The organism is uncultured Methanobrevibacter sp., assembly GCF_937898925.1.
Taxonomy (GTDB): domain Archaea; phylum Methanobacteriota; class Methanobacteria; order Methanobacteriales; family Methanobacteriaceae; genus Methanobrevibacter.
This window is the reverse complement of the sequence record NZ_CALDKF010000049.1, coordinates 1-18,237: the sequence shown is the minus strand read 5'-3', so window position 1 is coordinate 18,237 and position 18,237 is coordinate 1. Positions and strand designations below refer to the sequence as shown.

20 protein-coding genes are annotated in these 18,237 nt (G+C 31.5%); 10 read left to right on the top strand and 10 right to left on the bottom strand.

Going from position 1 to position 18,237, the window contains the following annotated elements:
• The 4 genes from Q0409_RS03915 to glf form a co-directional block, all read right to left on the bottom strand.
• The coding region (locus tag Q0409_RS03915; RefSeq protein ID WP_298535293.1) for a TOPRIM nucleotidyl transferase/hydrolase domain-containing protein at nt 1–1,236 on the bottom strand (1,236 nt) is incomplete at its 3' end.
• Nucleotides 1,237–1,264: 28 nt separating this feature from the next.
• On the bottom strand, nt 1,265–2,152 hold the full coding sequence (locus Q0409_RS03910) for an STM4504/CBY_0614 family protein (RefSeq protein WP_298535291.1): 888 nt from the start codon (nt 2,150–2,152) through the stop codon (nt 1,265–1,267).
• Nucleotides 2,153–2,169: 17 nt separating this feature from the next.
• Nucleotides 2,170–3,570: an ATP-binding protein gene (locus Q0409_RS03905; protein WP_298535290.1), complete on the bottom strand. Its 1,401-nt coding sequence runs from the start codon at nt 3,568–3,570 to the stop codon at nt 2,170–2,172.
• 534 nt (nt 3,571–4,104) lie between these two features.
• On the bottom strand, nt 4,105–5,202 hold the full coding sequence (glf, locus tag Q0409_RS03900) for a UDP-galactopyranose mutase (RefSeq protein ID WP_298535287.1): 1,098 nt from the start codon (nt 5,200–5,202) through the stop codon (nt 4,105–4,107).
• A 278-nt stretch (nt 5,203–5,480) separates the two neighbouring features.
• Here glf and Q0409_RS03895 point away from each other — a divergent pair, with 278 nt between their 5' ends.
• The 4 genes from Q0409_RS03895 (at nt 5,481) to Q0409_RS03880 (ending at nt 7,759) form a co-directional block, all read left to right on the top strand.
• Nucleotides 5,481–5,777, top strand: coding sequence for a hypothetical protein (locus tag Q0409_RS03895; RefSeq protein WP_298535285.1), 297 nt, complete (start codon nt 5,481–5,483; stop codon nt 5,775–5,777).
• Between the two features lies 1 nt (nt 5,778).
• Entirely contained in the window at nt 5,779–6,135 is a 357-nt protein-coding gene (locus Q0409_RS03890; protein WP_298535284.1) for a hypothetical protein, read from the top strand.
• 50 nt (nt 6,136–6,185) lie between these two features.
• On the top strand, nt 6,186–6,629 hold the full coding sequence (locus Q0409_RS03885) for a hypothetical protein (RefSeq protein WP_298535281.1): 444 nt from the start codon (nt 6,186–6,188) through the stop codon (nt 6,627–6,629).
• Between the two features lie 65 nt (nt 6,630–6,694).
• Nucleotides 6,695–7,759: an acyltransferase gene (locus Q0409_RS03880; RefSeq protein WP_298535279.1), complete on the top strand. Its 1,065-nt coding sequence runs from the start codon at nt 6,695–6,697 to the stop codon at nt 7,757–7,759.
• A 9-nt stretch (nt 7,760–7,768) separates the two neighbouring features.
• On the opposite strand, the gene Q0409_RS03875 is transcribed toward Q0409_RS03880, so the two are convergent.
• The 5 genes from Q0409_RS03875 to Q0409_RS03855 all read right to left on the bottom strand — a co-directional run bounded on the left by Q0409_RS03875 (nt 7,769) and on the right by Q0409_RS03855 (nt 11,853).
• Entirely contained in the window at nt 7,769–8,056 is a 288-nt protein-coding gene (locus Q0409_RS03875) for a hypothetical protein (RefSeq protein ID WP_298535278.1), read from the bottom strand.
• A 67-nt stretch (nt 8,057–8,123) separates the two neighbouring features.
• Nucleotides 8,124–8,366, bottom strand: coding sequence for a hypothetical protein (locus Q0409_RS03870; protein ID WP_298535276.1), 243 nt, complete (start codon nt 8,364–8,366; stop codon nt 8,124–8,126).
• A gap of 21 nt (nt 8,367–8,387) precedes the next feature.
• Nucleotides 8,388–8,846, bottom strand: a complete 459-nt coding sequence (locus tag Q0409_RS03865; protein ID WP_298535273.1) for a hypothetical protein — start codon at nt 8,844–8,846, stop codon at nt 8,388–8,390.
• A gap of 193 nt (nt 8,847–9,039) precedes the next feature.
• On the bottom strand, nt 9,040–10,824 hold the full coding sequence (gene glmS, locus Q0409_RS03860) for a glutamine--fructose-6-phosphate transaminase (isomerizing) (protein WP_298535272.1): 1,785 nt from the start codon (nt 10,822–10,824) through the stop codon (nt 9,040–9,042).
• A gap of 312 nt (nt 10,825–11,136) precedes the next feature.
• Complete coding sequence (locus Q0409_RS03855; protein WP_298535269.1) at nt 11,137–11,853, bottom strand: hypothetical protein; 717 nt, start codon at nt 11,851–11,853, stop codon at nt 11,137–11,139.
• A gap of 409 nt (nt 11,854–12,262) precedes the next feature.
• Here Q0409_RS03855 and purC point away from each other — a divergent pair, with 409 nt between their 5' ends.
• From purC to Q0409_RS03830, 5 genes are all read left to right on the top strand, one after another.
• Nucleotides 12,263–13,000, top strand: coding sequence for a phosphoribosylaminoimidazolesuccinocarboxamide synthase (gene purC / locus Q0409_RS03850; protein ID WP_298535267.1), 738 nt, complete (start codon nt 12,263–12,265; stop codon nt 12,998–13,000).
• Nucleotides 13,001–13,105: 105 nt separating this feature from the next.
• Entirely contained in the window at nt 13,106–13,381 is a 276-nt protein-coding gene (gene purS / locus Q0409_RS03845; RefSeq protein ID WP_292787722.1) for a phosphoribosylformylglycinamidine synthase subunit PurS, read from the top strand.
• A 50-nt stretch (nt 13,382–13,431) separates the two neighbouring features.
• Entirely contained in the window at nt 13,432–14,085 is a 654-nt protein-coding gene (gene purQ / locus Q0409_RS03840; RefSeq protein WP_298535264.1) for a phosphoribosylformylglycinamidine synthase subunit PurQ, read from the top strand.
• Nucleotides 14,086–14,180: 95 nt separating this feature from the next.
• Nucleotides 14,181–14,894 (top strand): uroporphyrinogen-III C-methyltransferase, encoded by a 714-nt coding sequence (cobA, locus tag Q0409_RS03835; RefSeq protein WP_298535261.1) that lies wholly within the window; start codon nt 14,181–14,183, stop codon nt 14,892–14,894.
• A 374-nt stretch (nt 14,895–15,268) separates the two neighbouring features.
• A complete protein-coding gene (locus tag Q0409_RS03830; RefSeq protein ID WP_298535258.1) occupies nt 15,269–15,985 on the top strand; it encodes a DUF4013 domain-containing protein in 717 nt (238 codons plus the stop codon).
• A gap of 211 nt (nt 15,986–16,196) precedes the next feature.
• Here the strand turns inward: Q0409_RS03830 and Q0409_RS03825 are convergent, their stop codons facing one another.
• Nucleotides 16,197–17,708: a B12-binding domain-containing radical SAM protein gene (locus Q0409_RS03825; protein WP_298535256.1), complete on the bottom strand. Its 1,512-nt coding sequence runs from the start codon at nt 17,706–17,708 to the stop codon at nt 16,197–16,199.
• A gap of 249 nt (nt 17,709–17,957) precedes the next feature.
• Between Q0409_RS03825 and Q0409_RS03820 the strand changes: the two genes are divergently transcribed.
• Nucleotides 17,958–18,237, top strand: a 280-nt coding sequence (locus tag Q0409_RS03820) for a uroporphyrinogen-III synthase (RefSeq protein WP_298535254.1), incomplete at its 3' end; no start/stop codon positions are given.

Sequence of the window (18,237 nt, the reverse complement as noted above, 5' to 3'; positions counted from 1 at the left end):
TTCATCATCCCCTATGAAAAATGGAACAGCTTGCCATAAATTCAGATTAAAAGTGATTAAATTCCTAAAATTATTAATTAAAACCTTATCAATCTTTTCATCATTTTTTTGATATCCTATATTTCCAGAATAGTATTTAGTAATCCCTTCCACATTCACTATCTCAAAACCTAAATCTCTAAAGTTAAAACCATATAAACCAAAGAACTTTGGAATTATAATCTCTTCAGTTTCTCCTTCTACGAATACAATCACTCGAGGATGATAATCCAAAGTTAATGAATTTGCCAAATAATATAATTTCTTACGGTTTAATCTAAATTCATATTCATCTGTGAGTTTATTTTTAAACCAATCATTTCTAACTCCTCTAAGTGTCCTACCAGATTCCTGTGATGGAAGTTCATCTCTTACTTTTTTCCAGTCATCTACTTCATCAACATCAAATGTTTCATGCCCCAAATAATCTTCAATACACCTTTTTAGCATCATAGCCCATTGAAGATACTCAATCCCCAATCTTGTATGTCCAATACATTTATCTTTTTTAGGCCATGAAATATTTTTCCAAAGTTGAATTATATCATCACTACCAAGCAATTCCCTTAATTTACTGCAAATCATTGCATACGCTTTGTATAACTCATCGGCACCTAAATTGATTATATTTAATATTTCATCTAAATCAAACTCTTCTAATCTTTGGTAAAAATTGTCTCTTTCAGTTTTAAGATTAATTCTTCTTAAATTAGATCTTCCATAAGGTGCATAAAGTTGGATTGCGATAAGTAAATTAACAAAATTTTCAAATCTGGAATCTACATGCTCAACTACTTTTTCATCATCCAATATTTTTATTAATGGCCAAATTTGAAAAGCAGAATAATAAGAATAAGTTTTTAAGCTTTGTGTTTCAGTATCATAGAAGTTTTTAAACTCTATGAATTCTTTATCTTGTGGAATATAGATACTGCCTTTATTGAAATAATCTAATAGATCATCATGACCTCGTTCACCAAAACTAGGCGCTACAAACTGTCCATAAATAGGATTATAAATTTCTGTTACTCTAAATATTGGATAGAACAATTTATTCTTTTCCAATTCTTCTAATTTGGATTGATCAATTTTTACTCCTCTTTTTTTACAAAAATCAATGAATTTTTTCATAATCATTGGAGGATTTTGAAAATATAAATCTTTTTCAAAATAATATCTTAATAATTTAGAATTCAATTTATAACACCCCTCGAATAGATTCCTATTATAAACTACTTGCCTCAATTAAAAATAGGATACATGAACCTGTAATATTTAAAGCATATCGCGCTAAATAATCTTTAACTACCCTTTCCTCTCCACCATCCCCATGCCCTGCATAATTATTTCGAATAGGTAGGGTTCCACTTTTTAATAAACTATTTAAACTTGTGAATTCTGATTTCATCTCGGATGGAATCAATCCATTTTCAAAACAGACATCAATTAATTTACTGCATCCATCTCCATCATTATATCCCCATCCTTTTTCATCACAAATTATTTTTAATGTGCTTTCTAGCGAATTTAATGCTTTAACTAAACAATTTTTATTTTTTCCACTTTGATATTCTTTTATTGCATTAACAAAATCCTTATTAACATTTTCAAAAAATTTATTATACGTTAAATTAATTGTTGGTTCAATTATTTCAGTAAATATTACTTCAGAATCTTGTCTAATTATTTGACCATTAACCATCTTATAACCCATTGAGGATTCTTTAAAACGAAGATTGATTAAATCTTGAATTTTAGCAATATATCTTTTATTATGATCTTTAGAATATCCTTTTTCATGTAACTCATGAACTTTATATTTTATCATCAATTCCATTAAATCAAATATTAATTCCAAATTATAATCATCTTTAGTAAACACTTCAGTCAAAGATTCTTCGTCTTTTACACCTAAAGGATATATTGAACCTAAACTAAGTTCCCCATATTTCTCACATAACATTCTATGAATATCTTTATATCCGAATAGAGTATCTTTTAAAATTTCATCCATTATAAATTTAAATTGAACCCTTAATTTTCTAGGAAGTTCATCAAATATTATTACTTCATCAACGTTTGCTTTGTTTCTATCAGAATATAGATTAGACATCATACCTACATCAATCCTTATTCAATCAATTTTCTAAAAATAATCTGTTTTCCAACATCATCCCTTTCCAACATCCTCTTTTCAACCAAGTCATTCAAATCCTTAGTGGCCGTATTTCTCACAATATCAAACATTTCCATATATTCCTTTATTGTAATTTCTGATTTTTCACTGAATCTTAAGAACTCCTTTTGCCTATTGTTCAATCCAATGTGCTTATCACTGGACCTGAAAGTCACTTTAAAGAATTCACCAGTCTCAACAAATTCGGGCTCACTTAAACCATGGGCCCTCATGGCATCCTTCATCCTTTTGATTCCAGTTCCGACATGTTCCATATATGTTGTTTTTGAAAATATATTGCATATTGCCTCATTCCTATGCACTGGATCATTATCTTCAAGAGCAGAAATTGTTAAAGGATAGACTAAACGGCCAGGACTCTTTATTTCAATTCGGTCATTGTAAATGTAGAATGTTATTGGAGCTGTTGTTATAGTGTAGTCCCTGTGAGCCAATGCATTTACAAGCCCTTCACGTATTGCTTCAAATGGATATTCTTGAATGGTTTTTCGTTCAAATCCTTTTATTTGAGAAATGCTGGTCAAAGTTTTATTGAAAAACAATTCCGCCTCTTTCAATAGCTTTAAAAAAGACAAGTTATATTCTGCCTTTTCAAAAGCGGCTATTCCCTCATCATCAAAGAATCTAACCATCTTCACTTGATGGGCAATGTTGAATTTAGATATGTCCTTAGCAAAGAACAATGCTCCTGCAGTGTTTAATCTGAACTGCCCATTAACATCTTCTCCAGCACGTATTGCAGACAAGACTTTTTTCAATCCCTTTTCATCCCTTACCTTCTCAATCGGGCCATAATCCAAAACATTGAAAAACATGCTTAATGCATCCATATCCACATCACCGCAAGAGGAATCAAGCAATATTTCAGAATCAAAAGCCCTGTAATTTCTGAGATTCTTATCAATGAAATCAGCTAAACTTTTTTTAATTAGCTTAATCAATTCGTAACGGTCTTCAAAGGTTGCATAGCTGTGTTTTTCAATTTTCTCAATGAACTTTTCGGTTTTTTCATCTCGAAAATCCACATCCTTAATATAAATTAAAGCATCATTATGGGTTTTATTATACAAATCATATTCCAATTCAGTAGGGGAAATACCAGACTCCAAAATACTTCCATAATCTGAACCAATCAAACCAATGTATATATCGGAATTGATTGCCTCTTCGGAATATAATTCTTTTGGAGATACCCCTGATGCAGAATATTCTTCAAATACAAAGACTTCAAAGAACCTATTTAAAATATAATCGTTTTCAATTTCCTGTTTGATGAACTTGCGCTCCTGTTCGAATTCCTTTTGAACACTGCTGATAAAAATTTTATATTTCATGCTTAAACCTTCGATTAATTAAATTCTTATAATTAAATTATTTATACACTTGAAATGATAATAATTTTTGTTAAATAAATACTTAATTTAATATTATATTTTAAACTATATAAACTTAATGATTATTTAATATACTTAAATCAAATAAATAATTATTATTAAGCATTGAAAACTAATATTTAGTATTATTTTTTAATTTTAATAATTTTAATAATAGTTTCAAGTGTAAATTTAATATTATCAAAAAATAGGATAAAATTGATAATAAGAAAAATTTTAAAAGAAATCTAGAAAAACAAGAATGAAAAAATAATTATTTATATAGTTTACAACAATAATTAAAAATATGATTAAATAAAACATGTTTAAAATAAGAAACTATTAAAAATATAACTCATAAATATAATAAAAATATATGCAATAAAAATAACCATATTATCAATTATAAATTGACAACATTGATAATAACAACAATTAAAAAAAAAATCGAAAATAATTAAAAAAAATGAAAAAATAGAATAATTATAAATTTGATTATTCCAAGCTTTCAACCAATTTTAAAGCTTCCTCAATTACTTTCCACATATCAAAATACTGATACATTCCAAGCCTTCCACCGAAGATAACCTTATCTTCCTTGTCAGCCAATTCCCTATATTTGGCAAACAATTCACTATTCCTTTCATCATTCATTGGGTAATATGCTTCCTCTCCTTTCACCCAAGCCTTAGGATACTCTCTAGTGATTACAGTCTTATCTGAAACAGCATTCTCAAAGTGCTTATGCTCAATGATCCTTGTAAATGGAGTTTCCCTATCGGTATAGTTGATAACAGCATTTCCCTGATAATTTTCAATGTCAAGGGTCTCAAATTCAAAATCGAGTCCCCTATACTCTAACTCTCCAAAGCAATAGTCATAATACTGATCAATCATTCCAGTAAAGAGAACCTTATCTGCAATAGCTAAAAATTCTTCCTTCTTATCAAAGAAATCTGTGTTCAATCTTACTTCAACACCATCAAGCATTTTCTCAATTATCTTGGTGTATCCTCCAATTGGAATTCCCTGATATAAGTCGTTGAAGTAATTGTTGTCAAAAGTGAACCTTACAGGCAATCTTTTAATGATGAAGGCAGGTAACTCAGTGCAATCCCTTCCCCATTGCTTTTCGGTATATCCCTTTACAAGCTTTTCATAAATGTCTTTACCAACTAAGGAAATTGCTTGCTCTTCAAGGTTTTTAGGCTCACTGATATTAGCTTCTCTTTTTTGTTCCTCAATCTTTGCCTTTGCCTCATCAGGGGTTTTCACTCCCCACATCTGATAGAAGGTGTTCATATTGAAAGGAAGGTTATATAATTCGCCCTTGTAGTTGGCTACAGGTGAATTTGTGTAACGGTTGAAGTCAGCAAATTGATTGATATAATTCCAAATCTCCTTATTGTCTGTGTGAAGTATATGTGCACCATACTTATGCACATTTATGCCATGTTCCTCTTCTGTATAGACATTTCCACCAATGTGGTTCCTTTTTTCAATGACCAGGCATTTCTTGCCTCTTTTAGTCATTTCATATGCAAATACTGAGCCGAATAATCCTGATCCAACAATCAAATAATCATACTTCATGAATACACCAGTTAAATTAATATCTTTTCAATTATTTTTAATATTTATCATTATCTTATAAATAATTTTTAGATGAAAATTCTTGAATCATCTCATAGATGCGATATTAAGAAAAGTTTACTATATAAAACTATTCTTAACCAAAACCATTATTTTTTACAATATGATTATAATATTGCTTTGATTTCGTTAAAACGAAGTTTAATAAAGCAAAACTTTAAATATAATAAATTTTAGACTTGAAATTAGAAAATTAAAAAAAAATAAGGAGTAAAGAAATGAATGATTATAATGGAAAAATATTGCAGATAATCAATGAAGGGATAAAAATCGAAGACCTGTTGAATTCCAATCTGATTACGGAAATTGGAAATGAATTTAAGGATAAGAAGATCACTCCCATAAAATTGTTGTTCATAGTGGAAGAGGAACAGAAAGCAGCCAGATTAATTACTTTAATCCATAAGAACCATCTTCAAACAAACAATAGGCAATTGATCATTGATGTGGAAGACCCTGAGGATTTGGATTTGATTGTGAATTGTGTCAACAATCTAAGAAAAGCGGAGGGATAGGATGTGCATGATAGCTAAGGCAAATGTCTTAAATGAAAATTTTTCCACATTAAAACAATCCCAGAACTTTAATGACATCTACTCCAATGAAACATATGATTATTTGACTGACTATAAACAGATACACAAGTTTTTCATAGAGAACACAGTGCCAAAATATAATCTTAGCCAATGCTTGATGATAGAGAATTCACAAGAGCCCGGAATAGATGTGGAATATTATTTTTTCATAAAAGAGAATTTGAGTTCAAGTGAATTCTCCAATCTTTCATTAAAAATTAATTTTGACTTATATTATTTCTGCAGATTGCTGAACAATCCGTCATTTTATAGAACTTTAATCATAATAAGCAGGTGAAAGGATGTATTCCAAAGATTTCGAAGAATTCTTAATAAGCAGGTGAAAGGATGTATTCCAAAGATTTCGAAGAATTTGAGCCAATAGATTTCTTGGAATTGTCAAAAGAGCTATACGAAAATCTGGAAGAATTCGATTCAAAACCCTCCGCAATAAAAAGAACAATTGTCAGCAGGCTATACTATGCAAGTTTCTTACATGTCAGAACATGGTTCATGAATTATGGGAATTATAGCTCAAAGGGACCTGCTGATCATTACAACATTCCTAAAATGATAATTGGCAACACCCCCATGATGGGCATTTTTGAAAAGGAATTAAGAGACAAGCTAATCATTCTTGGAAAAAATAGGCGTGTTTGCGACTATGAATTTGAAATACCATTAACTTATGGGAATAAGAACAGATATTATAGATTTTCATTAGAGGATTTGATTGACTATAGCGATGAAATCATATCTGCATTCAATAAATTCAATGAAACATATAATTAATCATATCTCTTAAAAATACTAATATCTTTATTAATGGAAATGAATAAACTATTAATAGTGATATAATGAGTATTAGTCCCAATCGTATAATGTATCTGGATGAAGTCCGCTCACTTGCCATAATCCTAGTGGTCATAGGACACGTTTCCAGACTGTTCTCATACGATTTTTACAGTTGGCTCTTTTGCAGTGGCGTGTTCTCACTTACACGTATCGGTGTTCCACTCTTCTTTACAGTTAGCGGATCTCTTCTTTTGACAAGAAAATATGAAGTGAAGAAGTTTCTTGAAAAGCGTTTCAAGCGTGTATTCCTGCCATTTTTATTCTGGATTATAGTGTACATTATTGCGGGAATTCTCATATGGCATTACCAGCCAACAATAACTTATTTTATTGATACCGCATTTGGTGTACAGGACTATTCAAGACCATTCTGGTTTATCTGGTCCTTGATTGGAGTTTATCTTCTCATTCCCGTTATAGGCAGTTTCATCCGTGAAGAAGGAATGAAAGGAGCAGAATACTTGATACTAATTACATTCATTCTCTCCATATTGTACACAGTTGGATTCTTTGACTATCCTCAAATGAAATACAATTTCAGGGTAATCTTCAACTTCTTCCCTGTTCTCGGATACTTCATTATGGGGTCATATATCCACAACAAGCAGTTCAAGTACTCCGACAAGAAGATGTTTGCTATGGGATGCATAGTGTTCCTTATTGGTATAGCTGGCCACTTTGCAAAGATATACCTAAAGGGACTTGGAGGATATGGTCTTGCCCCTATAGACTTCTTTGACATATTTGTAATTTTAGAAACCATTGGCCTCTTTACAGCATTTAAGTATGCAAGCACAAAATGGGTTAAAAAAGATGCAAGAATGATAAGGCAGACAAAATTAGGGGAAGCAATCGTATTGTTCTCATCATGCAGTTTTGGAATCTACTTCTCCCATTACATCTTATTGCAATACTTATCAACCAGAGGCTTTTTAGCGCCGATAGTAAAAACCAATGCTTACCTTTGGTTACCTGTAAGTTCAATAATCGTAATTGGATTAAGTTGGCTATTAATATTTGTAATGAGCAAAATCCCCCTTCTTGAGATTGGAAGTGGAAGAAAATAGATTACTTAATCAAAAATCATATAATCTTTTTAGTTTATCATTTATCTCATTTTCAATTTCTTTTTTCTTTTTAATATTTAAAAAAACGTCTTCTCCATGATTAGTTTTCTTAATTCGAATGAATTCATCTTTATATAATCTTTTTAATTCTTTATTAATGTATTTGCATGGAATATCCGACAATTTATTGCAAATATTTATTTTTGGGGTATGCCTTTTCTGCCAATAGCTATTTCTATACAAAAAGAACAAAATTCTTTCCCGAATATCCTGTTCATACTCATTATTTCTTGACATATGAACCACCATCTTTTTAAAATACTGTTAACACACCCCTCTAAGAAATTCTTAAAAAAAACTATTTTTAATCCAGATATTGGTTCAATAAATCCTTTAAACCTATTGCAGCATTCCTATTTAGAATTACTTGCAAATTAGATTCATTGACCATTTCAATTTTATCTTCGCCATTAACAAGTTTCTTATTTACAAAAATTAATCGTATCTCATCATTATCCTCACCGACACCAACTGAAGAAGCATATAGAAGTTGAGAATTAGGATTAATCTTTACACCCTTTTTTATTGGAATGTCCTTAATTTCCAAAGTCAATCACCTCATCAACAATTATTCACAAAAAGCCAATTTAAAGTTAGTGGAATTTTCTTCCACATACTCTATTTTTAATGATTCATATTCAGTGAAAGTTATCTCCTGTTCCAATTGATCTAAATCAACATCAGAAGCATTTTCATCAAAGACAACATCTAATTCATCATCATCCAATATATCATAAGACTCATCATGATTTTCCATTTCCTCATCGATTTTAATCTTATTCAAATCATCGATAATTCTGTTTAGAATTTTTACTATAGGAGAATCTAAATTTAAGCTAAGTCTAGAATTAGAATCCTTAATCAAAATATTCCTTTCAATGATTTCTTCAATAAAGTTATTTAATGTAATTCTAGAAATTTCCGCCCCAACAGCTATTTGCTGTTTAGTATAAGTACCAAAAGGATTCATTAATAAATAATCCAAAACTTTTATTTTAGGATAATCTCCAAAAATTTCCTCCAACATTTAATCACTTCCTGTATAATATTTATACATAAATTAATATATAAATTTTTTTATGTATAAGAAATATACATAATTTAAAAAGTTAAAAAAAGGAATGGGAATTTAAAAATAGATAAAATAAATAAAAAAAAGTAAGACTCAAACGGAAAAAAAGTTTTGGTCCGGCTTTGAGATTACTCTCAAAAGCTGGAATCTATTCTACAGTCACACACTTAGCCAAGTTCTTAGGCTTATCAGGATCCAATTTTCTAATTACAGATACATGATAGCTCAATAATTGAAGCGGAACTATGTAGACAAGTGGAGCCAAGATGTCATCCACTTCAGGATTGATTAAAAATACGTTATCAGACTCATCAATCAAATCCTTATCTCCTTTTGCACCAATTCCTAATATATCAGCACCTCTTGCCTTAACTTCCTGCAAATTGCTCATGATCTTCTTGTAATCCTCACCTGGAGGTGCAACTACAACTACAGGAATATGCTCATCAATGAGTGCAATAGGACCGTGCTTAAGTTCACCTGCAGCATATCCTTCTGCATGAATATAAGATATCTCCTTAAGTTTTAAAGCTCCTTCCAAAGCGATTGGATATGAGAATCCTCTTCCTATGAAGAATGCATCCTTATCCCTCTTGTATAATTGTGAGATTTCACGGATGATTCCTTGCTTCTTAAGAACCTCATCAATGTAATCAGGAACCTTCTCCAATCTCTCAAGCAATTCCTCATCATCTGCAAGCAATGCAGAGAATAGGTAAATGGCTATCAATTGGCTTACATAGGTTTTAGTAGCTGCTACACCAATTTCAGGACCTGCTTGGGTTTGAATAACATAATCCGCTCTTCTTGTAGCGGAACTTCCCCTTACATTTACAATAGCTAATGTTTTGGACACTTCATTAGCAGCATCCAATGCCTTCAATGTGTCTGCAGTTTCACCAGATTGTGAAATGAAAATTACAAGGGTTTGGTCATTCAATGCCTTAGCGGAGTACTTGAACTCAGAAGCAAGCAAGACTTCTGTTGGTATGCCCACTAAAGATTCTATAAGGTATTTTCCAGTTAAAGACGCATGGTATGATGTTCCGCATGCAACAAAAACAACTCTGTTGATGGTTCCTTTAACCTCATCAACGATAGCTTTAATCTTTTTCTTTTCGCCTAAGGTGTTTCTGATTGCAACATCCTGCTCATTGATTTCCTTAATCATGAAATGGTCATAACCTTCCTTTTCAGCCATTTCAGGAGACCAATCAAGCACATCAATTTCCTTCTTGATCACCTTATCATTTTCATCCTTGAAGGTTACACCGTCTTCAGTGAGTATGACGATATCACCCTTATCAAGGTATGCTATATTGTTGGTATATTTTAAAATAGCTGGAGAGTCAGATGCAACGAAGTATTCATCTTCACCGATACCTACAATCAAAGGACTGTCCTTACGGGTAGCTACAACCTTATTCGGCTCATCTGTGCAAATGGCAGCAAGAGCATAAGCGCCTTCAATAACGCCTATGACCTTACGGACCGCTTTTTCCAAATCCAATCCCTCTTTCATGAATTTATCGAGCAAGTGTGGAATTACTTCTGTGTCAGTGTCTGACTTAAATTCATATCCTTCAGCGATTAGATCTTCCTTAATTGCCAAATAGTTTTCAATGATTCCATTGTGAACTACAGCGATAGTTCCTGCGGAATTTAAATGTGGGTGTGAGTTTTCCTTGCTTGGGTCTCCATGAGTTGCCCATCTTACATGAGCAATTCCGTAATTTCCAGGCATATCTGCGAAGTTCAATTTTGAATTGACTTCATCAATCTTGCCTGCATCCTTCTTAAGATTAATCTTACCGTCACAAGCGGTAGCTAAACCGATGGAGTCATATCCCCTATATTCCAATTTGGATATTGAATCCAAAAGAATCGGAGCCACCTTATCATTTTTCAATACACATCCAACAATTCCACACATAGTATCACCAAATAAAGTAATGAAATAATATTAATAAATTTTATACTGATTTTAATTTCTAAAAACGAATGAAATAAGTATTATATTTTACATTCAAATTAATTTTTTCAAGTCAATAATGATTATAAATCATTTATTGTTTATTTTATTTAAATTTTTTACCTAAAAATTTATATTAATATTATATATCTTAAATGAATTAATTAAATATTTCTAAAAATCATTTAACGAGGTTAACTAAATTAAGTAATAAAAAATTAAAAAAAGTAAATTAAATATGATAAAAAAAGAAGAAAAATCATTCAAAAAGATCTAATTCATTTTTTGAAGTTTTTTAGAGTTTTCCTCAACCAATCTTTTTGCCTCATCAGTCAATTCAATCCATTCCCATCCTCTAGCTAAAACCTTAGACTTGAGTGTGCTGATGTTTACTGAACTGACAAAATTAAGCTGATTGTTCTCTTTAAAGGAATAAGCCCAAGTAAAACCTTGTCTTGTTTTGGTTTTACGTTTTGTGACTCTAAAGAATCCGGTTTTGTTTTGTCTATCCAATGAAGATTCATCATAGGTTTCCCTATATTTCAAAACCAAATCACGAGCCTCATCTGTAAATTCTATCCAATCCAATCCTTTATCCAAAACGATAACCTTTAACTTGTATAGATTTACAGAAACAATCCTTCTTAGCTTGCTGTTTTCATAATATTGGTATGACCAATAATCATTTCCATTTCTCTTGTTCTCAACAAAGCTAACCCTATAAATTCCAGAGGTGCTCTTGTACTTTGAAAAATCAAGCTTGTTTTTGCCTCTTAATTTATTGTACTGGCGAACCTTGATCTCCTCATCATCATAAACCTGATGGATTACTTTGCTGACATATATTTTGCTTCTGCCAACATCCGCTGCAATGTCCATCATGGTCTCACCTGAATCATAAGCAGATATTATATATTCAGACAGTTCTTCCTTTGACATATGTTTTTTAGAATTTACACCGTTAGCCTTATTGAGAGAATCATTTTCCATAAAAACAATCCTCAATATTTTTAAGTTACATACTATTTTAGAAAAATCCCCATTTTTCTTAAATATATATTCTTTTTATAGGTATATATTCTTTTCTTTTATTGATATTGAGAAAGTTAAAAAACAAAGGATAAAAGACGAAAGACTTAATTCAATTATCAATATAGGATAAATATTATTAAATTGATATTGATATGAGAAAAACAACTAAAAAACTAAAAAATTATTAAATTGATATTGATATGAGAAAAACAACTAAAAAACTAAAAAAAGCAATGAATTTTAAATTATATTTATTAATGATAATAAATATAAAATTATATATTATAATTATATGAATTTTTAAAAATAATTGTTAAGACTGATTAATGAATTATTTTCAAAAATAATTTTTAAAACGATGATTGAAATGGATTCTAAAAATTTACTTTATGAAGGAAAAGCAAAAAGCGTTTTCCAAGGTGAAAATCCTGATGAAGTCATAATTGACTTTAGAGATGACATGACTGCAGGAGATGGCGCTAGAAAAGAAAGCATGGGCCAAAAAGGTTACATTAACTCAATTATTTGTGCAAAAATCTTTGAAACCCTTGAAGATGCAGGAGTTGAAACACAATTGATTGAATTATGCGAACCTTGTGTAATGAAAGCTAAAAAGCTTGATATGATTCCTATAGAAGTTATTGTAAGAAACATAGCTACTGGAAGCATTATCAGAAAATTCCCATTTGAAGACAAGGCTCCATTCAACCCCCCTCTTATACAAATGGACTTCAAGGATGATGAGTTCCATGACCCAATGTTGAATGATGCAATAGCTATTGCTCTTGGAATAGCTACTAAAGAGGACTTAGACACATTAAGAGAACTTGCTCTTAAGGTAAATGATGTCATGAGCAAAATGTTTAAGGACATTGGAATCATTCTCGTTGACTTTAAAATCGAATTCGGTAAGGACAAGGATGGAAACATCATCTTAGGTGATGAGATAAGTCCTGACAGCTGCAGATTATGGGATGCTGAAACCCTTGACATGCTTGATAAGGAACTCTTCAGACAAGGAAAGGATGATGAGGTCATTGATGCATATGAAGAAGTCTTCAACAGACTCTTAACTGAAGAAGACAAACAGAAATGGGGAATTTAAATAATCTGAAATTATAATTATTATGAAAAAATTCATAAGCGAAAGGCTTAGAATTAAACTACTAAAAAACTAACAAAGCATAAAATTAAATTTAGGTGATTAAAAATGATGTATGACATTGAAGTTAAAGTTTCCTTAAAACCAGGAATGTTAAATCCAGAAGCAACCACTATTCAAAGATCCCTTGCTCTTTTAGGATATGAAGTTAAAGGAACCAAAACAAAAGAGATCATTACTTTTGTATTGGAAGCAGACTCAGAAGATGATGCAAGAGAAAAAGTGGACGACATGTGTCAAAAGCTATTATGCAATCCAATTATCCACAATTACACAATCAATATCATTAAGATGGACTTAAGCTGCGGATGCGGATGCGAATAGATAAAAAACTCAAATCGATTCTAAATAAATTAAGATTATAAAGTGATAAAATGGCAATTGGAATTATAAGATTCCCTGGAACTAACTGCGACCGTGACGTTTATAAGGCTATTGAACTTGCAGGCGGCCAAGCAGAATATATCTGGTGGAATAATGAAGATTTAACTGATTACGATGGAATTGTTATACCTGGCGGATTTTCCTATGGAGATTACTTGCGTGCAGGAGCAATAGCTTCCAACACCCCTGTTGTTGAAGGTGTAAAGGCACTTGTAAAAGAGGAAAAGCCAGTTCTTGGAATATGTAATGGAGCACAGATTCTTGGAGAAATCGGACTTATCCCAGGATTGTTCATTACCAACGAAGTACCTAAATTTAATTGTGAATGGTCTAAATTGAAAGTTTCAAACAACAAGACCCCATTCACTAAAAACTTTGAAAAAGGCCAAGTAATTGACATACCAATAGCTCATGCTGAGGGAAGATTCTACACCCAAGACATTGATCTTATGAAAGACCAAGACCAAATCGTTCTTCAGTTTGCAGAGGAAAACCCTAACGGGTCTATGGAAGCAATCACTGGTGTTTGTGACGAATCAGGACTTGTTCTTGCAATGATGCCGCACCCAGAAAGGGCTACCACAAAACTATTGGGTTCAGACAATGGTCTTGAATTCTTTAAAGGTATGTTAGATAGCATTTAAGCTATCTACATATGCTAAATTTTTTTAATCCATTTAAAATTCATTGAATAAAATTTTACAAACTCATTTTTAAAATATAAATTAAGGAAGATAACATGCCAGTATATTTGATAGGTGCAGGTCCAGGAGACCCTGATTTAATAACTTTAAAAGCTGTGAAAGCATTAAACAAAGCAGATGTTGTTTTATATGATTATCTTGCTAATGAAGAGATATTGAAGCATGCTCCAGAAGATGCAAAACGCATTTATGTAGGTAAAAAGGCTGGAGAGCATTATAAGAGTCAGGATGAAATCAATCAATTGATCATTGAGGAAGCTAAAGAGCATGAAAATGTAATCAGATTGAAAGGTGGAGACCCATTTGTATTCGGAAGAGGTGGAGAAGAGCTATTAGCCGTTGCAAAGGAAAACATAGCCTTTGAAGTCATACCTGGAGTCACCTCAGCTATCGGTGCACCTACAAGCATGGCATTTCCAATTACACATAGGGCAGTTGCAACCTCATTTACAGTTGTTACAGGTCATGAAGACCCAACCAAAGCTGACAAGCAGGTTAAATGGGATTACACTGCAGATACATTGATTATCCTTATGGGAATCGGAAACATCAAGGAAAACACTGAAGAGATCATGAAATACAGAGACCCTAAAACTCCTGCATGCGCTATTGAAAGCGGAACACTACCAAATGAAAGGGTCGTATTCGGAACCCTTGAAACAATAGCTGACAAGGAAATCAACACACCAGCAATACTCGTTATTGGTGATGTGATTAACGTATTTAAAGAGATTAAGGGAATTGAATAATCCTTTAATTTATCTTATTTTTATTATTCAAAAACTTAAAATCTATTTTTTTCAGCTTTCAAAAGCTTTTTTCAAACTTTAACGAAAATTTTTCATAAAAATATTATCATAAATCCAAATGAGTATTACTTTGAAAAATGAGTTATTTTAATTAAAAAACTAAAATAATTAAAATCTATTTTTAAAATTTATTAAACTTAAATTTATTGAGAGAATATGAAAAATTAGATTAAATTAATTTTTAAAATCAAAAATAAAGAAAAATAAGCTAAAAAAGACATCAAATTTATATATTATTAAAGATAAACTTAATATCAACTCAAATATACTTTATATAGTGTATGAGTGAATTACTAAAAAAGAGGTGTTTAATTATGGAAATCGGTGAAATTATTAGTGATGCTGCAATGTATCCTATTAATAACGTAAAAGCACTTGTAATCTATGTAGTGCTTGGTATTATTGCATTTTTAGCATTAATCATTACTGGTGTTGGATTTGTTGGCGCTGGTGAAGCTACTGGATTATTATCCGGAGGATTAGGGATTTTGGGAATTATTGGAATCATCATTGCAATAGCAATATTCGCACTGATTGCTGGATATATGTTAGATGTTGTGAAAATAGCTATCAACAGAGAAGATAGCGCTCCTGAAATTGATCCTGTAAGACAAATTATCAATGGTATCAAATTATTTATTTTAGCAATAATTTACATGATAATTCCAATCATAATAATGGCTATCCTATCTGCCATCAATGAAACTTTAGGTTTAATTTTAGGATTTATCTTATTGATTGCATTCAGTATACTTTTAGTAATTGCCCAATGTAGATTTGCAAAAACCGAAAGTTTAGGAGAAGCTTTGAACATTGGTGAAGTAATCAATGACCTCAAAGAAATCGGAATTGTAAAAGTCCTTGCAATAATCATTATTATAGGAATCATTTCTTACGTTTTATCTGCTATAGCTACTGGAATTGGAAATTTCTCTGAAATTATTGGGGCAATTTTATCTGGTATCGTTACTATATATACTACATTCCTACAAAGCAGAGCATACGGTTTATTATATTCCGATGCAGAATAAATCCAATCAAGTTTTGACCTTCGGTCAAAATTTGACCAAAAATTTTAAGTTAGTTTAGAGTTTTTACTCTTAAACTAATACTTTTCTTTTTTTAAAAATAGGATTTAAACAATCATAAAAATCAGCACAAAAAATACTCCTTTTAAAAAATTAAAAAATAGTGCTAAAAAAGAAGAAATTTTAATAAACTCTTTTTAGAAAAGTTTGGAAATCAATCTAAATTATCTGCCCTTTTCAAAGCTTTTTTTACTCTAAATGCAATGTATTGGGTTCCACCACGCATTACACGCTTGAATTCCACCCAATCAAGATTTGCCAAGAATGTTTTCACAATATATGCAAATGAGAAATAGTACTTGCTCATCAGATTGTCCCTTAATTTCTCTATCTCATTGTGGTCTGCATAAGGATAATCCACAAGACAATTCAAGTAACCGTCATCATTCAGCCATTTAGAGTAATCCTCAGTAATCAAATAGCCGTTTTCCTTAGCCCAATCATAAAAACCGGTTCCTGGGAATGGTACAGCTTGCTGGAAGAAACACATGTCAGGATAAACGGATTGAGCAAACTTATATGTTTCATCAATTGTTTCAAGACTGTCACCAGTAAGTCCAATCATAAAGCATCCGAAAACCTTAATGTCCAATTTTCTTGCATTTTCTGCAAATGCCTTTGACTGCTCAAGAGTGATTCCCTTCTTGATTTCATTCAAGACTTCCTGATTTCCGGATTCATAACCGCAAACAAGCAATCTGCAACCTGCATCCTTCATCTTTTTCATGGTTTCAAAGGTCAAGTCAACCCTTGTGTTGCAGGACCAAACCGGTTTCAAGCCTCTTTTGATGATTTCATCACAGAACTCAATTACCCTTGGCTGGTTTACAGTGAATGTATCATCTTCAATGAAGATTTCCTTAATCTCTGGAAGCTCATTTAGAATATATTCAAACTCATCTGCAAGGTCACTTACAGATCTTGTCCTGTAAATCCTTCCACCCATTGTAGACGGATAACTGCAGAAATTGCACTGGTTTGGACATCCCCTTGATGATACGATCTGAATCATTGGTTTTTGGGCAAATGCATAAGCGTAATCATCAAAGTTCAAGTATTTTTCATAAACCTTTGAAACATAAGGAAGGCTATCCAAATCTTCTAATGGCTCTCTGTCTTCAGTATGCTTGACAGTGAAATCAATAGAATCAGCTAATAGATTTACATCTAAACAAGCAAGATCCTCACCATTGGAATTCACCCTATAGGAAACTCCCTTAACATTTGAAACATCATCAGAATTTATCAGTTCACCAACGGTATAGTCATATTCCTGACGAAGAATATAATCAATGCCTAAGCATTCGTTAAGGACTGCATCAGGCAAGATGGTTGCGTGAGTTCCTCCAATCATTATTTTAGCTTTAGGATAAGCTTCCTTAATTGAATTGATAACCTTATAATCATAAGTACAGGTAGGAGTTGTAATCTCAGCCATTATATAATCCGGCTTGTATTCCTTTACTTCCTCGATTGTATCCTCAATTGAGTATGCCTTTGTAATGCAATCAACAAGCTTGCAATCAAATCCTTCCCTTTCACACACTCCAACACAGTATGCTAACCAGTAGGGATAGTACAAAGTACCTGACTTGGTCTTTTCAGGCCATCTGCTTGCCCGGCTTATATTGAATTCATACGGTAAGTTCAAAAATAAAATTTTCATTAATATCACGATAATTATAATTTAAATAAATTAATAAAATTTATACATATTTTTTTACATATATAATTTTAGATATAAGTATTATATAAATTTAAATAAGTATTAAATGGTATTTACTAAACGAAATTAAGGAAAATATCTAAAAAAATAATTATTGAATGGATTTAGTAAATAAAATAAATGACAATATCTAAAAAAAATAAATATTTCAAAAACATAATATTAATTATAATCTCAAGATGTGGAAATATGGTAAAGAGAATAGCTATTACAAGACCAAAAGAAAGATCTAAAGCTGCAAAGGAATTCATAGAAAACTATGGAGGAGAAGCGCTTATCGTGCCAACATTGGAATTGAAACTGGAAAATACCGATTCACTAAAGGAATTGATGGGTAGATTTGGAGAATTGGACTGGTTAATTTTCACTTCAGTCAGTTCAATCGATTCAATATTCAAGTTCTATCCTGACTTTGTAGAAAATTTGAATTCAGACTGCAAAATTGCAACTATCGGTACAAAAACTGCAG